General features: G+C 55.4%; 9 protein-coding genes and 6 pseudogenes. 10 read left to right on the forward strand and 5 right to left on the reverse strand.

Going from position 1 to position 16,426, the window contains the following annotated elements:
* Nucleotides 1–122 precede the first annotated feature (122 nt).
* A complete protein-coding gene (gene tnpA / locus ACRYA2_RS19630) occupies nt 123–512 on the forward strand; it encodes an IS200/IS605 family transposase (RefSeq protein ID WP_433632072.1) in 390 nt (129 codons plus the stop codon).
* Nucleotides 509–1,744 (forward strand): RNA-guided endonuclease InsQ/TnpB family protein, encoded by a 1,236-nt coding sequence (locus tag ACRYA2_RS19635; protein WP_433632074.1) that lies wholly within the window; start codon nt 509–511, stop codon nt 1,742–1,744. The genes tnpA (ACRYA2_RS19630) and ACRYA2_RS19635 overlap by 4 nt, the downstream gene beginning before the upstream one ends.
* Nucleotides 1,745–1,795: 51 nt before the next feature.
* Here the strand turns inward: ACRYA2_RS19635 and ACRYA2_RS19640 are convergent, their stop codons facing one another.
* Nucleotides 1,796–2,038 (reverse strand): hypothetical protein, encoded by a 243-nt coding sequence (locus ACRYA2_RS19640; RefSeq protein ID WP_433632077.1) that lies wholly within the window; start codon nt 2,036–2,038, stop codon nt 1,796–1,798.
* 524 nt (nt 2,039–2,562) lie between these two features.
* On the opposite strand from ACRYA2_RS19640, the gene ACRYA2_RS19645 reads away from it, so the two are divergent.
* The 6 genes and pseudogenes from ACRYA2_RS19645 to ACRYA2_RS19670 all read left to right on the forward strand — a co-directional run bounded on the left by ACRYA2_RS19645 (nt 2,563) and on the right by ACRYA2_RS19670 (nt 9,392).
* On the forward strand, nt 2,563–4,518 hold the full coding sequence (locus ACRYA2_RS19645; protein ID WP_433632079.1) for an asparagine synthase-related protein: 1,956 nt from the start codon (nt 2,563–2,565) through the stop codon (nt 4,516–4,518).
* A gap of 23 nt (nt 4,519–4,541) precedes the next feature.
* Nucleotides 4,542–6,260 carry an alkaline phosphatase family protein gene (locus tag ACRYA2_RS19650; RefSeq protein WP_433632082.1) on the forward strand — a complete coding sequence of 573 codons (1,719 nt, stop codon included), beginning with the start codon at nt 4,542–4,544 and terminating at the stop codon, nt 6,258–6,260.
* Between the two features lie 5 nt (nt 6,261–6,265).
* The gene (locus ACRYA2_RS19655; RefSeq protein WP_433632085.1) at nt 6,266–7,285 is read left to right on the forward strand and encodes a lipid II:glycine glycyltransferase FemX; all 1,020 of its coding nucleotides are present in this window, start codon (nt 6,266–6,268) and stop codon (nt 7,283–7,285) included.
* Nucleotides 7,286–7,430: 145 nt separating this feature from the next.
* Nucleotides 7,431–7,819 (forward strand): annotated as a pseudogene (tnpA, locus tag ACRYA2_RS19660) (IS200/IS605 family transposase).
* A pseudogene (locus ACRYA2_RS19665) lies at nt 7,816–7,989 on the forward strand (RNA-guided endonuclease TnpB family protein); the annotation flags it as partial. The pseudogenes tnpA (ACRYA2_RS19660) and ACRYA2_RS19665, both read left to right, overlap by 4 nt.
* 1,253 nt (nt 7,990–9,242) lie before the next feature.
* The gene (locus tag ACRYA2_RS19670) at nt 9,243–9,392 is read left to right on the forward strand and encodes a hypothetical protein (RefSeq protein ID WP_433632088.1); all 150 of its coding nucleotides are present in this window, start codon (nt 9,243–9,245) and stop codon (nt 9,390–9,392) included.
* A 68-nt stretch (nt 9,393–9,460) separates the two neighbouring features.
* On the opposite strand, the pseudogene ACRYA2_RS19675 reads toward ACRYA2_RS19670, so the two are convergent.
* Nucleotides 9,461–9,583: pseudogene (locus ACRYA2_RS19675) on the reverse strand (UDP-glucose 4-epimerase); the annotation flags it as partial.
* A 1,300-nt stretch (nt 9,584–10,883) separates the two neighbouring features.
* Between ACRYA2_RS19675 and ACRYA2_RS19680 the strand changes: the two are divergent.
* Nucleotides 10,884–12,938: pseudogene (locus tag ACRYA2_RS19680) on the forward strand (multicopper oxidase domain-containing protein); the annotation flags it as partial.
* A gap of 798 nt (nt 12,939–13,736) precedes the next feature.
* Here ACRYA2_RS19680 and ACRYA2_RS19685 read toward each other — a convergent pair.
* Nucleotides 13,737–14,153, reverse strand: a pseudogene (locus ACRYA2_RS19685) (Cdc6/Cdc18 family protein); the annotation flags it as partial.
* Between the two features lie 124 nt (nt 14,154–14,277).
* Between ACRYA2_RS19685 and ACRYA2_RS19690 the strand changes: the two are divergent.
* Nucleotides 14,278–14,967 (forward strand): annotated as a pseudogene (locus ACRYA2_RS19690) (SOS response-associated peptidase).
* Between the two features lie 446 nt (nt 14,968–15,413).
* On the opposite strand, the gene ACRYA2_RS19695 reads toward ACRYA2_RS19690, so the two are convergent.
* Entirely contained in the window at nt 15,414–15,641 is a 228-nt protein-coding gene (locus tag ACRYA2_RS19695) for a hypothetical protein (RefSeq protein WP_113277917.1), read from the reverse strand.
* 558 nt (nt 15,642–16,199) lie between these two features.
* Nucleotides 16,200–16,382, reverse strand: coding sequence for a hypothetical protein (locus ACRYA2_RS19700; protein ID WP_433632090.1), 183 nt, complete (start codon nt 16,380–16,382; stop codon nt 16,200–16,202).
* Nucleotides 16,383–16,426 lie beyond the last annotated feature (44 nt).

Genomic DNA, 16,426 nt, shown 5'->3' on the forward strand with positions numbered 1-16,426 from the left:
CTGTCTTTAGGCAGGGGTCAAGCGGACAATAGCCTACACTCCCACCAACGACGCCACGGCTGGATTTCCCACCGTTCTATCGGTAATATTAAGACGCCGACGAGCCATAGTGTGCAACACGGATGAAGACCACACGGCACGCGACCTACAACCTCAACTACCACATAGTGTGGGTGCCGAAGGACCGACAGTCGGTACTCGTCGACGAGGTCGCCAGTCGTGTCCGGTCCATCCTCCACGAAATCGCCGACGACAAAGGCGTCGAAATACTCGACCTCACCGTACAGCCCGACCACGTTCACCTGTTCGTCAGTAGCCCGCCCAAGAACGAACCGGCATTGCTCGCCAACTGGTTCAAGGGGATCTCCTCGCGCAAGTACAACCACAGATACGCCGACCACGATGGCGAGAAAATCGGATGGGAGCGAGGGTACTACGCAGGGACCGCCGGGCACGTTTCGAATGAGACAGTCGAGAACTACATTCAAGAACACAAGGAGGGCGATTCGTGACCGAACTCACGAAGACTCTGGAACTCAAACTTGTGGACCCGAACGCCCACAAGCGGAAGAAACTCCGAGAGACGCGAGAAGCGTACCAGAACGCCCTCCAAGACGCCTTCGACGCCCGATGTACCACGCAGACCGAAGCGAACGACATGGTGGTCAACTACGACCTGAGCGGGTACGCAAAGAACGCGCTCAAGAAGTACGTCCCGCAGTTGACGACGACCCACAACGTGGGCGAACTTCACGACGACCATCCTGTCCGCTTCACCAACGAGGGGCTACGGCTCGACCACAAGCCCGAGAACGCTATCGAGTGGTACGTCAAAATCCCGCACCACGAGGACTACCACCTCTGGATGCCAGCACAACCGAACCCCGAGCAACGGGACTGGCTGGAAGCGTTGAACGCGGGAGACGCCACGATGGGCGAGAGTCGGCTGTTCGAGCGGGACGGGACGTGGTATCTCCACGTCACCGCCACCCGCGACGTGGAGGAACGCTCCGAGGTGTCCGCCGAAGAACGGACGCCTATCGGAGTGGACATCGGGGAAGCGTCACTCATCACGGTGTGTCACCGCGACGACTACGGTTCTCCGACCGCGCCTGAACTGTGGGCCGACGAGGGCAGGACCGTCCGTCGGCTCCGCAAGACCTACTTCACCGCCAAGCACCGACTCCAGACGCGCGGAAGCGAGCGTATCGCGGAGTCCTTCGGAAACGACGTGTGGAACCAGATAGACGACGTGTTCCACACCGTCACCCGCGAAGTCGTGGAGTACGCTGAGTCCGTCGAGAATCCTGTTCTTGTTCTGGAAGACCTGACGTACATACGGGAGTCGATGGACTACGGCGACTTCATGAACCGGCGTCTCCACGGCTGGGGGTTCGCCAAACTCCACGCGCAGATACGCTACAAGGCCGTCGAAAAGGGTATCCCGGTCGAGACGGTGAACCCGCGCAACACGTCGAAGGAGTGCCACGCTTGCGGTGAGGTAGGATACCGCCCGCGACAGGCGACGTTCAAGTGTACGAACGACGCTTGCTGGATGGGCGAGTACCAAGCGGACGTGAACGGCGTGATAAACATAGCGGACCGCTACCTCAGTGGAGAGAGTCCTTCCAGAGAACACCCGAACGACAATGACTCGGCTGAGGATGGGGGGCGTTTGACCACCCCACAAGACAGCCAAGCCGATGCTACCCAGCAGGAGACGCTTGGAACGTATGCGTCTTGAAACCATAGGGCCACGCTCGGCCTGACATCCCGTGGTGGGATTCCCGCGTCTTTAGGCGCGGGAGGAGGTCAATGTCTGTGGCGGATACTTGAAAACGAAGAGGGCGAGGAGGAGTAGAAGAGCTGGGATAGCTGCTGCATTGCCGGCTTGGAGGGCCTGGGAGGGGGGACGTGTCCCTGGGGGTGTCGTCAGTATTGTTATGGCGAGCGTCAGCGAAGAAATGGCGAGAAGGAGCAGTCCAAGGCCTGCACTGATACGGAGAATGAGTGGCATTGACTGGGATTTCTTTCTCATATTATAATCTAATTTAGAAGGTTATAATAAATCATTGGTTGCCCAACAAATCTTATAGCGCTTCTGTACCAGGTGATGAATTGACATCCTCCCCGCCCTCAAGGGCGAGGCTTTCTCGCCTGAATTTACGTAAACTACCCTACCCCGACTTCGCTCACCCCATACGGGGTTCGCTCGTTGAGGGTAGGGCTTTGATGTGGACTCCCGGCAATCAGTCGCCAGCAATCGGCTGGTGACTCTCGCCGTTCACCATCCCACCATTCACACGCACGTTTACCCTACCTCACTCTTGTGAATATTTCTGCACGTCTGCCCTAGACTACTGAAGAGCGTGATCGCTTGAGTAACCATTTGTTACTCGTTAAAATTGCTATTCAATCACATCATAACGAAGTAAATCTATATTGTATTCTTCTTGCTATGAGAGAAACCAATTGCAAACAGGATACAGTAATTCGTAGAAAGGTTAGGAAACAAATAACGGCAACTGGAATCGACATCGGTGCTTCTGGAGGCCAGAGCATATGGTAGGATTGTTTGGGGCCTTTGGAGCAGGAAAGAATGGCTTAAGTGAGCTTCCAAGTGTACAAAACGGACCTGGGGAGCGAATCGATTCGTTCGCAGATGATCACGTCAGGGTCACAACCGCAGTCCACCCACCACTAGCCGAGAAACAACCAGTGCGGACCACCCGCGACACGTTGGTCTGGATTCAGGGTGATGTATACGGATTCGAACGTAACGGCTCGTACCGCTCTCGACAGGCAAACCTCGACGCTCCAACGTTCTGTGCAAACCTCTACGAGTCGTATGGCATCGACTTCGTCGAGGGAGTGAACGGACAGTTCGCCGGAATCATCTACGATCAAGACGAGCAAACCGTCTTCCTGATAACCGACCGACTCGGGTCGGTCCCGCTCTTTCACACTACCAGTTCTGAAACCGTGCTGTGTTCGACTGATATTCAGGCAGTTCCGGAATATCCAGGCGTCGAAGGAGAGTTCGACGACGAGTATCTCGCCGAGTACCTCGCATTCAAGCGGTCATTCGGGGTGACGACACCATTGGACGGCATAGAGAAACTCCGGCCTGCGACGGTCATGACCATCGACCTTGACACCATGACTAGTCAGTCTCGCTCGTACTGGCAGCCAACGTATACGCCGATAGATAAACCGTTCGGGTATTTTGTCGACCGATTCGTCGACCTGTTTCAGTGTGTCATTGACGAGTGGACGCACGAGGATCTTGAGTACGGGCTCCTGTTGAGCGGTGGGAGTGACTCCCGGCTGATTATGGCCGCCATGGATCAATCGCTCGTTGGCTTCCACATGAACGACTGGTCGAACCGGGAGGCAAGTGTCGCCCGCCGAGTCGCCACCGCCGCCGGAAACGAATTCGTCTCCCTGCGTCGAGACGACGCGTATCGACGGCGAACCCTCGACCGAAATCCCTCGCTCTCGAACTTCGACGGGTGGTACACACAGGGATATCCAACGGGATTCGCGGACAAAATCACGTCGTCCGTGGACGTTCTGCTGTCCGGATTGTACTCAGACACGCTGTTCAAGGGTAATACACTTCCGTCACCGACGGTATCGCTCGGTCCGCTCGGGAAAGTGACACTCCCACTCGAGTCGTCCATTGAGACGGTCGATGACTACATTGACAAACTGGCCGTGGAGACGCCGGCGTATCTTAATGCCGACGTAGACCTCGAAGCCGTTCTTCGTGAGAACATCACAGTGGGAGACGAGACCATCAACCATCACGGGGTTGAATACCCTTCGCTTCGAGAACTCGTCCTCTGTGGCGATTACTATCCGTTGTCGAACGACACCGAACTCATCTACACAAACAGCCTCCGGCAACTTTGTCCGTACCGAACGCCGTTTCTCGACAATCGTCTCATCGATCTTCACCTGACGATGCCGGTCAAATATCAACTCCGACGCAATATCATTCACCGAGCCATCGAACGACTCGACCTGGGTCTCGCGTCCATTCCTCATTCGGAATCGGGCGTCCCGATCAAATACTCCTTTCCGCTTGAATACGTAGGCAAACATCTCAACGCGCTTCGACGCAAGTTCTTCGATCAAAACCAGCCCCCGAAACCGTGGTTCACACACGGACCATGGTCTAACGAGGAAGCATTCATCAGAGAGAACGAGTTCGTCCGGGACACACTCGTCAGAAACCGGGATCTCGTCGAGGCCCTCCCGTCCCTCGACTGGGACGGTGTGAGGCGATGTTACCGTGATCATCTAGACGGCGCGGATAACACCGTCGAGCTCTACACGCTTCTGACCCTGCTTGAAATGCCTGTCACAGAACAATTTCGTGAAACTGAGCTGGCTGATAGTAGTAAACCAGGCGCCAATAAATTTGATCTGACCGCTTTCTCGGGCGATCATGACGCAATCACTACTGAGTATCCAGTACAGCTAGCATCGATTTTCAACGAAGGTGATGCATAGTGAGCGAAGGTGTGGAGAGAAACATGAGAAGCAAACGCGATAGACGACATCCGCAAGGCGACTGCAATGAACAGTCCACGTCAGCCGATTCAGATGGAATTCAGACACTGGTGATCGGTCTCGATGGTGCCTGTCTGCCCATCCTCGAATCGCTATTCGAGGATGTGGGGTTGCCACACATTCAGTCGATTTTCGACAGCGGCGTCACTGGAGCACTGGAGTCGCAGATTCCGCCGTGGACACCTAGTGCGTGGCCCTCTCTGTACACAGGGGTCAATCCCGGTAAACACGGTGTGTTCAGTTTTCTGGACTACAAGGGCTACGACTGGAGCGTAGTCAACGGAACGAACGTTCACGCCGACACCCTCTGGGAGCACCTCTCTCGACAGGGAATTACAAGCGTCGTGGTCAACGTTCCCGTCACACACCCGCCGCGCGAATTCAATGGAGCGCTCATTCCGGGCTACATGGCCCCCGAATCCCCGCGCTGTCATCCGTCCGGGCTCCTCACCGACCTTCAAGACACCATCGGCGAGTATCGCATCTATCCTGACACAACCGCGGCAAACGCGACGGAGGCTGTCACTGAGTATGGTGACGTCATTCAAATGCGAGGGGACGCATTCTGCTATCTCGTGGATCGATTTGACCCCGACTTCGGATTCGTGCAGTTCCAGCAGACCGATACCATCTTCCATGAATTCCCGGGCGATTGGGAGATAGTTCGAGCGGTGTACGAGGCAGTGGATGAACAGATCGGCCGAATCCTCGACAAGACCAATCCGGACACCGTCCTCGTCGTCAGCGATCACGGAATCGGCGAGATGAATAGTTCTGGGTTCTACGTCAACGAGTTTCTTGCAGAGCACGGTTACACGGTGGTTTCGCAGGGCGGTAGCGGAATGCCGTCATGGGTTCCCGTTCGCGAGTCGCAGCTGCGAAAGGGCGACGATTCGACGGAAAGTGAGAACTCATCCGAAGATACCGACCTGTTACGACGCTTGACCGCCGTCGCCGCACGATTTGGTCTCACGACGCATCGGGCAGGTACCCTGCTCGCGGCAGTCGGACTCCGCGATTTCGTGGCAGCGCACGTCCCTGGAAGCATCGTCCGGGCGAGCAATAGACAGGTCGATTTCCCAGCCTCGCAGGCGTACATGCGCGCTAGAATAGAGTGTGGCGTCCGCATCAATCTCGAAGGTCGGGATCCAGAGGGTGTCGTCCCGCCAGAGCGATACGAGGACGTTCGGTCGGACATCATCGACCTCCTTCGTGAGGTCGAGACGCCAGACGGAAAACCAGTGTTTGAGAAGGTCGCACGTCGCGAGAAGTACTTCGACGGGCCCGACGCCGAGGAAGCAGTCGACATCGTCACGGTTCCAACCGACTTCGACCACTTCCTCTCGGCCGAACTCGCCGGACAGATGTTCGCCGACCCCGGCCAACCGTGGAACCACAAACGTAACGGCGTGGTCGCATTGGCCGGCACCGGCGTCGACGGCTCACTCTCGGACGCCCACATCTTCGACGTGACACCGACCATTCTCTCGCTGTTCGATATCCCGAAGAGCGTCGAGATGGACGGCAACGTTTTCTCCTGCGTCGAATCGGTCGGCGAACGGGCGTACTCGACCCGACGCCAGGACACGGGTGATGAACCGACCGACATGGTGAATGAGCCGAACGAGTCTAACGACGAATCGATAGTGAACCGGCTGACAGCACTTGGATACTTGGAGTGAACTAAATGGCAATAGACGTACAAGAAGCGGACGATAACACGCTCGAACAATGGAACTCATTCGTGGACGATTCGGAACACACAACACCGTTCCATCGACGTGAAGCAATTACGCACCTTGCACAAACCGCCGACGCCGAGGTACGATTCCTCGTCGGCTACAAGGGACAGGAACCGGTCGGGATCTTCCCGGTTTTTGAGACAACAACCGGCCCCTTTCGGATGGTCTACTCGCCGCCCCCCCATCTCGAAGTGTACTACCTCGGACCTGCCCTGCTCAACTTCTCGAAGCTCAAACAACGGAAGGCGGAACGACGGCATCGAAAATTCATCGACGGCTGTCTTTCGTGGATCGAGGAGGAAATCGACCCAGATTGCGTCGACGTTCGAACCGTCAACGAGTACACCGACCTCCGGCCTTTTTCGTGGAACGGGTTCAACGTATCGCCATCGTATACGTATGTCCTCGACCTTACTGCGGACGACCTTCTCATGCAGTTTAGCCGCGATGCTAGAAGCAACGTCCGGAACCGTGACGACGACTGTACGATTCGGGAGACAGGTGTCGAAGGTATTGATGCGATCATCACGCAGATTCAACGGCGTCACGAAGAACAGGGAAAGGAGTATCGACTCGATCCAGCGTTCGTGACCGAACTGTACGAACGCCTTCCTGATGGATGTGTCAGGACGTACGTTTGTGAACACAACAGCGAAATTACTGGCGGAATCGTCACGCTCGAACACGGGAACACGATCTATCGTTGGCAAGGTGGCGCGAAGCAGGACGTTGATTGCCCTATCAATGATCTGTTGGACTGGCATATCATCCAGGATGCCCAGTCCCGTGGCCTATCGCGCTACGACCTCGTGGGCGCGAACCTCCCACGACTCTGTCGCTATAAATCAAAGTTCGGCCCGAAACCGGTCGCGTATCACACGGCCCGGTGGAAGACGACTCGCATGCAGGCGGTGACAGGCATCTATCGACGGCTCCCAGACGCACTCAGGGTGGTGTCCGAATGACACAGACCGATAGCGCATACCTCCGTCTTCAGGCGGAGGTCAAGCGATAGGCATAGTGTGTCAATCCACGAGTCCCGCCATTATTGGATTTCCCACGCTTCACTGAAGGTATTAAGACGCTGGCTCTCCATAATGTGCAGCACGGATGAAGACCACACGGCACGCGACCTACCCCCTCAACTACCACATAGTGTGGGTGCCGAAGGACCGCAACTCGGTACTCAAAGGCGAGGTCGCCGACCGTGTGCGAGACATCCTCCACGAAATCGCCGACGACAAGGGCTTAGAGATAATCGACCTCACCGTTCAGCCCGACCACATCCACCTGTTCGTTAGTAGCCCACCGAAGCACGCTCCGTCCCTTCTTGCCAACTGGTTCAAGGGCATTTCCTCGCGGAAGTACAACCACCGCTACGCCGGCCACGACGGCGAGAAAATTGGATGGGCACGGGGCTACTACGCAGGGACGGCGGACCACGTTTCCAGGAAACGGTACAGGACTACATCCAGCGTCACGAGGAGGGCGACACATGACCGAACTCACCAAGACGTTGGAACTGAAACTGGTAGACCCGAACGCGCATAAACGGCGGAAACTCCGTGAGACAAGGGACGCCTACCAGCAGGCCCTTCAGGAGGCGTTCGACGCTGGTTGCACCACCCAAACCGAAGCGAACGACGTGGTGGTCAACTACGAGTTGTCTTACCTCCCCATCATAACGTAATGACTCGTAGCTGACGTATATTGTTGAACGACAGGACAACAGTAGGGATTGACATCCTCCCCGCCCCGAAGGGCGAGGATTCCCACGGCACCGCACCGCTGGGGTGGGATGTTTACGGTTTGTAGCCACCGCGTTGGACGGCTACTGGCTGTGCCAACCAGCCGTTACTCCTCTCCCGGCAGGGGATTCGGAGGTACTTTTGCTGACTGCACCCCGAAGTCCCACCACAGAAAGAGGGTGCTTTCTGAGTGGAATCAGGGAATCCCGATATTGTCCGAGTAAGTGGGCGGGCAGGCCGCCTCGGTCGACTAATAGTACGGGATTGGGTGACTTAAAACAGCCGTCCTGCACATCGAACGTGGTCTGTGGTGGGGGTGAGGATTCATCCCCGCCGTAAACGGCGGGGCGTTCTCCTCGCACTTCCGTAACTTGAAACACCCCCGACCGGTGATGCTGGCGGTGGGGGTTTGTCGAATGCGGAATGAAGCGATGGTCTGCCCCTCAACGATTGAAATTGCCATGGAAGGAGCTATGAAATTTCCTAGGAAGGGGAGGGGAGAGAATGCCTCTTTCAGCTGTGGAGACGGTCACAGGCGCAGTAGCCTGCGAGGCCTCGCCAGATAACGCAGGTCGAGTATCTCGGCAGGTCTTCGAGGCGGTACACGCTCGTGTACCCGAACTTATTTTTTGGTCGAGTGAGTGAGAGCTACTTGTCGGGTGTCTCCTTTCCGGTGACTATCCCGGCATCCCAATCAGGATGGCGCATCCATTCAGGGAGCGTGGTGCTACCTACCCTACGTTCCTTGCCAATCGACGTGACATCCTGTCATAGTTTGTTAAGGTGGTCCTTTCCGGACTACCTTTCGAGAGAGAATAGGAGAGTCCGTGATATCTCGAATACTTCCATAATGGCGTTCGAAATGTAATTCAGCAGCTAGATAGCCCGACGTGCCATCTGTCTTGAGGTCAGTCAAGAAGTACAAATAGTCCAAGAGGGTTTTGACGGATTGTACAGACAAACCAATAATATATCTAATATACCTATTCTGTGATAGACAGAGGAGGCCTCTTGGTCGGTACTCACGCATGATCGCGAACTTCAGGCTTGTCTCGCCGGTTGAGGAGAGACAGTGCGTGCTATTCATCCGCGGTGGGCAGCGAGGCTTCCCTAGCGAGGCGTCAGACATATATAACTAGATAGAGCTTTAACCTAGGCCATTCTATATGATAGTATGGCTGAATTCAAGGACATTGTTACTGAAAGTGAGTTCGAAGAAGCCCTGGAAGAAATCAGTCAAGAAGAGCAAATAGAAGAATCAAGCCGAACAGAGCACGGAAACGATACCGATGAGAACGTTTCTACGGCCCCGTCCAAACATTAGTATTTCGCGTCATGACGACATGTTATCAAACATTCAGATAGTGGATCTCACCTACAAGAATAGAGAGAAATAAACGTTGCTTCATCAGGAACAGACGAGCGAACGCCGTTTGATAGATCATCAGCAGCCATCTGTGATCCAACCAGTCCTGCACCACCGGTTACTAGCACTTGTTTCCCGGAAAGTTCCATTCCACGTGCTATTTGTGATAAATACAAGTGTACTCCGAAATCACTCGTGCTCTTCTCTCCTGCACCCAGAGAATTGTAGGGCTCTGTCCATCTCAGTTACTGTCCTAGACTGACAAGCAGATACCCTCTATGTCGATTTCCTACTAGCATGCTCGAAGCCATGCATGAAGAAGTCGTCCGTCTCAGTGCGGCTAGCAAAGGAGCGTAGGCTTTCCCTACACCGTTCATCTATGCTAATTGTGAACTCGTAACAAAGGAGGTGGCAATATAGTACGTTTGTATGAGGGGAACAGACCCTACGAGCGAACAGATTTCCTCAAAGAAGGGAAATAATAGTACACTGAATGAGCCAAAAATAGATGCCGACAACGAACACCGGATCGCCACATTCTGGACGCGTCTCCTCTTCGCAGCAGTCTTCGGTCTCATTCTCTGGCTTGGTCTCGTAAGTGCACTATTAGGACTCGAAGGGATAAGCCTCTTACTCGGGGGAATTACAATCGTCCTTACTGTATCCACGCGCCGGTTACTGCCACTCTCCAACAGCTAACGACTTCGCCGTACGTTCTCCTCCCGTTTCCGTCCAACCATTCGTTTGAACCCCAGCGACCATACCTCGTTATCACCACACCCAAACACTCTCGCACCCCAATTCATAGCAGCCCCACCGCCAATCACGGCCGTCCAGCAACTGGTGGACACTTAATACTGTTCTAATTTTTGTTTGGAATTTGTATAGCCGATTTTAGATGGAGTATTTATTCTTTCTTTGATGGTATGAATACGAGGATACGCTAGGATCGAATAGCTACGATGTTCAGTAACCGCATATGGGAGAATCACCTCATTTATTCCCACTCAATTGGTCGATTTTCCAATTAATTTTCTCCGCTAGTTTTCCATGTAGATCCGACGCTACAGTAGTAGGATGCATCTAACGGTATTCAGGAAGTGTCTACGGTTAGTTCAAGCGCCAGATAACAAAGATGTATAGACGGGTTAACCTGGGTTGTCGATGACAGACAAGAAATCAAGTCCAGAGAAAGGCAACCAAAATGCCGAACTGACTGAAGACGATATAAGAACGTCACGTCGCTCGTTTATGGCGGGAAGCGGTGCGCTCGCTACGGGAGCGGCACTCGGTAATCCGAACCTATCCGATTCGACCCCCTCAGAAGAAGTAACTGATAGTGTTCCAGACGAACCTAAAAAGGGTGGTCAGGTGCGAAAATTCACGGTGCATGCGATTTGCGTGGACATTCCATACAACCGGTTCGGTCTCCACCAGCCCGAGGGCGTGATGTACGTCCTTGAGGAAGATCTCGAGGCCGCCCGTAAGGCATCTGGAACGTTCCCGGACGAGGCCTTTGAGGCAGCTGATTGTGATGAAGAACGCTTCGACTTCTACTCGAGCATCAAGAGAGGGAAGAAAAAGAAGAAAGGGAAGCGGAAGAGGAAGGAGAAGAAAAAGAAACGGAAGAAGGAGAAAGAGAAGCGGAAGTGTAAGCGAAACGAGTGCGCGGACACCGACGAGGTCGACGTTGACTTCGATATCACACATGGTGAGGACGAACGTCAGGATGACCCCCATGGGGACGTCCCGACGTCGGTCTTGCGCCCGCTTGTGATCCGCGCGAACGAGGGAGACATCGTCGAGATCGAGTTCGTCAACGATCTGGATCGGCGGGCATCGATTCACCAGACGAGTCTCCCCTACGATGTCAAAGAATCGGATGGGGCCAACGTCGGCTTCAATCCGGACACGACGGTCGCACCCGGCGACTCCATCACCTATCGCTGGTTCGCGAGCCATCAGGGTGGCCATTGCTTCTACGATCTCGCGAATCCCGCAATGGATAGTGCCGATGAACCGCCGCAAGAAGTGAACCTCCTCAGCAAGGGACTCTTCGGGACGATGGTCGTTGAGCCCAAAGGGGCGACGTGGACCGACCCCTTCACGGGCAAGGAGCTGCGGAGCGGGATTCAGGCCGACATCCACGATCCGGAGTTCATGGGGACTAGCTATCGCGAGATCGTCGCACACTACCACACGCCAGAGGGAATGGCTCCGGACCTGACGTTTCCAGAATCGGATACCCCCCAGACAGTTCATGCAATCAACTATCGGGCCGATCCGACTGGGCAACGAGTCAATCCGGACTTGCCGGAGGTCCCCGATCTCGACGTCGATACGTTGGAGGAGTTCTTCTATAACTCATGGGTGAACGGCGACCCCGGCGGCGGCGATAACATTTATCCTGTTTACAAAGGGGACCCTATGAAGTTCATCGCGGTCGGGGCCTCGACCGAGGAGAACCACGTCCACCACCTGCACGCTCACCGCTGGAAGAAGATCCCAGGTCGAACGGACTCGGACACGATTGACTCACAGACAATCGGACTCGGGGCGACGTACCCCGTCTACTTCGTCGCCGGACACGGCGAGGCGCGGGGGTCGGAAACGTCCGGACCTATTGAGACGGTTCGGCCGGAAATGACCTTCGAGGAGGCGTTCGAAGTCGGTGCCGGCGGTGCGCACGGGACGGCTGGCGATAACATCTTCCACTGCCACCTCTTCCCGCACTACGGCGAAGGAATGTGGGCTGGGTTCCGCATCTTCGACAAAGAACAATGCGGTCTCAAACCCCTGCCGAGTACGACAATTTCCGACGATCCCGTTCCCGACGAGCTACCGTTCCAAGAAGGGATTCTACCAGACGAATCGCCAATCCCCGGCTACCCGGATTTCATTCCCGCAGAAGCCGGGAGTCCACCACCAGACTCCCCCCAGGCGACAGGACCCAACCCGCCGGAAACCGGCCGTCAGCCAACCCAGAAGGAGAAGCAGGCGCTCGGCGACATCGAACCGGGAGCGCCGTACGCCGATCCGTGCGACCCGTTCATCGACAACACCGAGTTCGGCGGGCCGCCCGCTGGCAAGGACGCCCCGGTGAAGGAGTACAACATCGTCGTCCTTCCCACCGACATCGTCTACAACGACGACGGCGACCACGACCCAGAAGGACTCATCTACGTCCTCGAGGAGGATGCCGAAGCGGTGCGTAACGGCGACCTCAACCCCGAACCCCTGTTCATCCGCGCGAACGTCGGCGACTGTGTCAAGGTGAACGTCAAAAACGAGACGGACCGTCCGGTGTCCGTGCACCCCCACTTCGTCAGCTTCGATCTCCTAGGCTCAGACTCGCTCGCAATGGGTTTCAACTATGACCAAGACACAGAGCCAGGCCAACAGCGCACCTACCGGTGGTACGCCGACGAGGAGGGGCCGATATTCTTCCACGACCATATCTTCGGTATCGACGATGCGATGCACGGCGAGTTCTGTGCGCTGATCGTCGAACCGCAGGGCTCTGAGTACCTCGATCCGTACTCGGGCAAACCCATTAAGAGTGGCTCACAGGCGATCATCAAACGGCCGGAAGGAAAGGACGACTTCCGGGAGTTCTGCCTCCAGTACCAGGACTTCGCCCAACTCGTCAACCGCGACGGGGAGTTCATCAATAACGAGCAGGAACATAACGAGAATGCCGGGACAATGGCAATCAACCTCCGGAACGCGCCGACCTACAAGCGCGGCGATCCGGACCCGGCGTATTCGTTCAGTTCCGCCGTCCACGGCGATCCCGCGACTCCGCTGCTTGAAGCGTACTCGAACGACCCGGTCCGAATCCGGTTAATTCAGGGCGTCTGGGAGGAACAGCACAACTTCGAATTGCATGGTCGGTTCTTCGAGACGGCGGGGCTGGCTCCTGAGGACACCGTCTCGAACATCATCGGCACCTCCGAACAGCACACGTTCTTCCTCGACCCGCAGCACGAACAGAATCAGAGCGACTTCGAGCGGATGGACAATCCATATGGGCTTCCTGTCCGGGACCATCTCTACGGGTCGGGCATCGTCGACGATCTCTGGACCGGCATGTGGGGGATTCATCGCGTCTTCGGCGCAAAAACGCCCCATCTTAAACCGCTGCCAGACCGTGGCCCGCCGAAGGGCGACCGTATCACTAAGGACGACCTGCGTCGGATGGGTCACTTCGCGCCGTTCCTCGGCTTCGACCGACTCCGGCGTCTTGGTTACGACGCGAAGTTGCTGTACGACGAGAACGATGACCGGGCGTTCCCACCGGACAAGGACGCTCTTATCCTCAAGTTGGTCGACTTCGTCGAGGATAACGACAAACTGGGGGCCGTCGTACGCTCGAAGACGGTCAAGCAATTCGTCTTTCGGCGTCGAACGACGGTGGATATCGACAGTGCGGTCGATACAATCGAGGATGCGGTAGAGCACCTGGAAGCGCGTGTAATCCTGCCAGCAATTGACGTATTGAGTGTTAATGTCCAGGACGTTCTCACGCAATCGCTCAACCGTGTACTTCGCGATACAGGTCTTGCCCGCCCCAGACGGACCTAACAAGAGGGAGGTTTCACCCGGTTGGCTGTCCATGATCGGCCGAAGCGAATCGGAAAGACGGTTTACTTCGGGGTTACGATGCTCGATCTCGTCGGGGATGAACTGGGGTTGGAGTACGCGAGCATCGCGAATCATCGTCTAGTTATCGCTCTCAATGTCCAGTTATATAAACGGAAGAGGGCCGTTTCCGATTCTTCCGATTCACCGGAATCAGAGTCTCCCACTATACCTTGATGCTGCCGGAGCGCGTACAGAGAATATGTGTGGACGCACTGCGCTCTTTATCCAGCAACAGAATCTTAAGGACCGCTTCGACGCGAACATCGTCGCTGATGGCGGCTACACGCCACGCTACAATATCGCACCCGGCGAGCCGTTAGAAGTCATCACGAATGAGGCGACCGACGAGATCGACCAGTACCACTGGGGATTGGTTCCGTTCTGGGCTGACGAGCCCGAAGAAGGCATCATCAACGTGCGTTCGGAAACCGCCAGCGAGAAACGTGTCTTTGCCGACGCCTGGGAATCCCGACCGTGTCTCGTCCTGTCGTCGGGGTTCTACGAGTGGCAGAAACAGAACAGCGGGCCGAAGCAACCATATCGTGTCTATCGAGAAGACTCCTCTGCGTTCGCGATGGCGGGCCTCTAGGAAGGCTGGGAAGGTGACGGAGAGCAGATTTCGTGTGTGACTATCCTGACGACCGATCCGAATGAGGTGATGGAGCCAATTCATGATCGGATGCCGGTTGTGCTCCCGACGGATGCTGAAGAACAGTGGCTCACTGCTGCGCCAGATGAGCGCAAAGCGTTATGTCAGCCGTATCCCGACGACGATTTGAAAGCGTACGAGATCTCGACGCGAGTCAACAACCCAGCTAACAACGATCCGTCGGTGATCGAGCCACTCGACCATGAGCAATCTGGACTCGGCGAATTCAGTTCCGGGTGACGACCACCCTCATCTAGCCTGCACGTTCTCCGTCCGACGACTGATGCCCCAAACGCCTTTCTAATCGGAGTCCGATCTCCCTCTCATGACGATTCTTGCACTCGCAGAGACAGCGCACGCGCCCGACCCTGACTGCGATCTAAGCGAAGGTACTATTCGAGCCGGAGAAGAGAAGGACGCCGCCCCAAGCGAGACGGATCTCCGACTGTCCCCAGACTGTTTCCCCGAACAAGCGCCCTCATAAGTGACAGCATACCTGGCGATGAGAGCCGCATTCTCAGTCATACCTCACGCTAGCGAACGAGTATCGATAAAGGCCAGCCCGGAGTTAGTATAGTATACTAACTCAGTCAGATCTTCAGACTACAACAGTGTCCGCTTTCGACTACGATCACTGAAAATGATGCCTCAGCGTCGTCGGGCTGACTGTATCACCGTACGTGGGGTTAGGACTTGTATTTCGCGATGAGCGACCACAGCCCAAATCCCATGCCGGTCCCTGCTGCGGAGAACATCAGTCCCATCGACAGAAACGCCAGGGTTTGGGCGAACAGCACGACGACCGATGGAAGGCTCGTGCGAAGGGGGACGCTCGCCTCTTCGTCCCGAAGCGTCGGGATGAGAGATATCATGATGACGATACTTCCCGCGAGGAAGACGTACTCTTGCCACATGTGTTTCTCACCTCCTGCCGTACCCTGAGAGAGTAACCGGGCACTGGCAGGGACTATAGAGACATTGACTCGGAATCGAATAAATATCTCGATCCATGCCCAATACCTGGATAATTGTTCATCAAAAAGGCAGAGGACTAGTTCACATACAACTCATAGTCGTATCATCGCAACAACTGCAATCACTCCACATCCAACGATAGCGCACCAGGAAACCAGGCGGGCTCCAATAGGACGCCGAGTACGCAATCCAACGCAACGTTCTCGTCCTTGCCTCTCAGCTAGTTGGGAATCTGCTCGGGAGTCAAGTTCGTTGGGGGCTTTCGAATTACATCTAGCTCTACAAGTAAGGAGTGTCCTTGCCGTTCGATTTCGGGATCGTAGTGGCGACTGTCGTCCATCCAAAATCTGATAAACAGACGCTGAACACGCGGCTGTCGGAAGCGCAAGATGCACAATACACACGAACAGAGAACGAGAGACGGCGCTCCAAACTTGGTATTCCACCAAATTCAGGTTCTATTGACTACACAAGAAAGTTATATCTCCAGAGGCAGCTCACGTCGTTGAATCCGCTTGTCGATCTTCCCACCATCCGACGAAAAAGGCGACAACCCCGATTCCGAGGAGGATAGCTCCAACGACCGACGAGATCGGCTCTGGGAAGAAAAACAGGAAGACACCAAGGATGATTATCCATGTTACACTGACGCCTTCTAACCATTTTGCCCAGTTTGCCATATAGAGAAGAAACAGGGCGTGAACAATAAAATCTGTGGCTGCTA

The organism is Halomicrococcus pelagicus (assembly GCF_050954125.1).

What these genes read in the sequence shown, in the direction of transcription:
- ACRYA2_RS19670 (WP_433632088.1), top strand. Translation starts at nt 9,243, where the DNA reads ATGGCTGAATTCAAGGACATTGTTACTGAAAGTGAGTTCGAAGAAGCC.
- ACRYA2_RS19655 (WP_433632085.1), top strand. Translation starts at nt 6,266, where the DNA reads ATGGCAATAGACGTACAAGAAGCGGACGATAACACGCTCGAACAATGG.
- ACRYA2_RS19650 (WP_433632082.1), top strand. Translation starts at nt 4,542, where the DNA reads ATGAGAAGCAAACGCGATAGACGACATCCGCAAGGCGACTGCAATGAA.
- ACRYA2_RS19645 (WP_433632079.1), top strand. Translation starts at nt 2,563, where the DNA reads ATGGTAGGATTGTTTGGGGCCTTTGGAGCAGGAAAGAATGGCTTAAGT.
- ACRYA2_RS19640 (WP_433632077.1), bottom strand. Translation starts at nt 2,038, where the DNA reads ATGAGAAAGAAATCCCAGTCAATGCCACTCATTCTCCGTATCAGTGCA.
- ACRYA2_RS19700 (WP_433632090.1), bottom strand. Translation starts at nt 16,382, where the DNA reads ATGGCAAACTGGGCAAAATGGTTAGAAGGCGTCAGTGTAACATGGATA.
- tnpA (WP_433632072.1), top strand. Translation starts at nt 123, where the DNA reads ATGAAGACCACACGGCACGCGACCTACAACCTCAACTACCACATAGTG.
- ACRYA2_RS19695 (WP_113277917.1), bottom strand. Translation starts at nt 15,641, where the DNA reads ATGTGGCAAGAGTACGTCTTCCTCGCGGGAAGTATCGTCATCATGATA.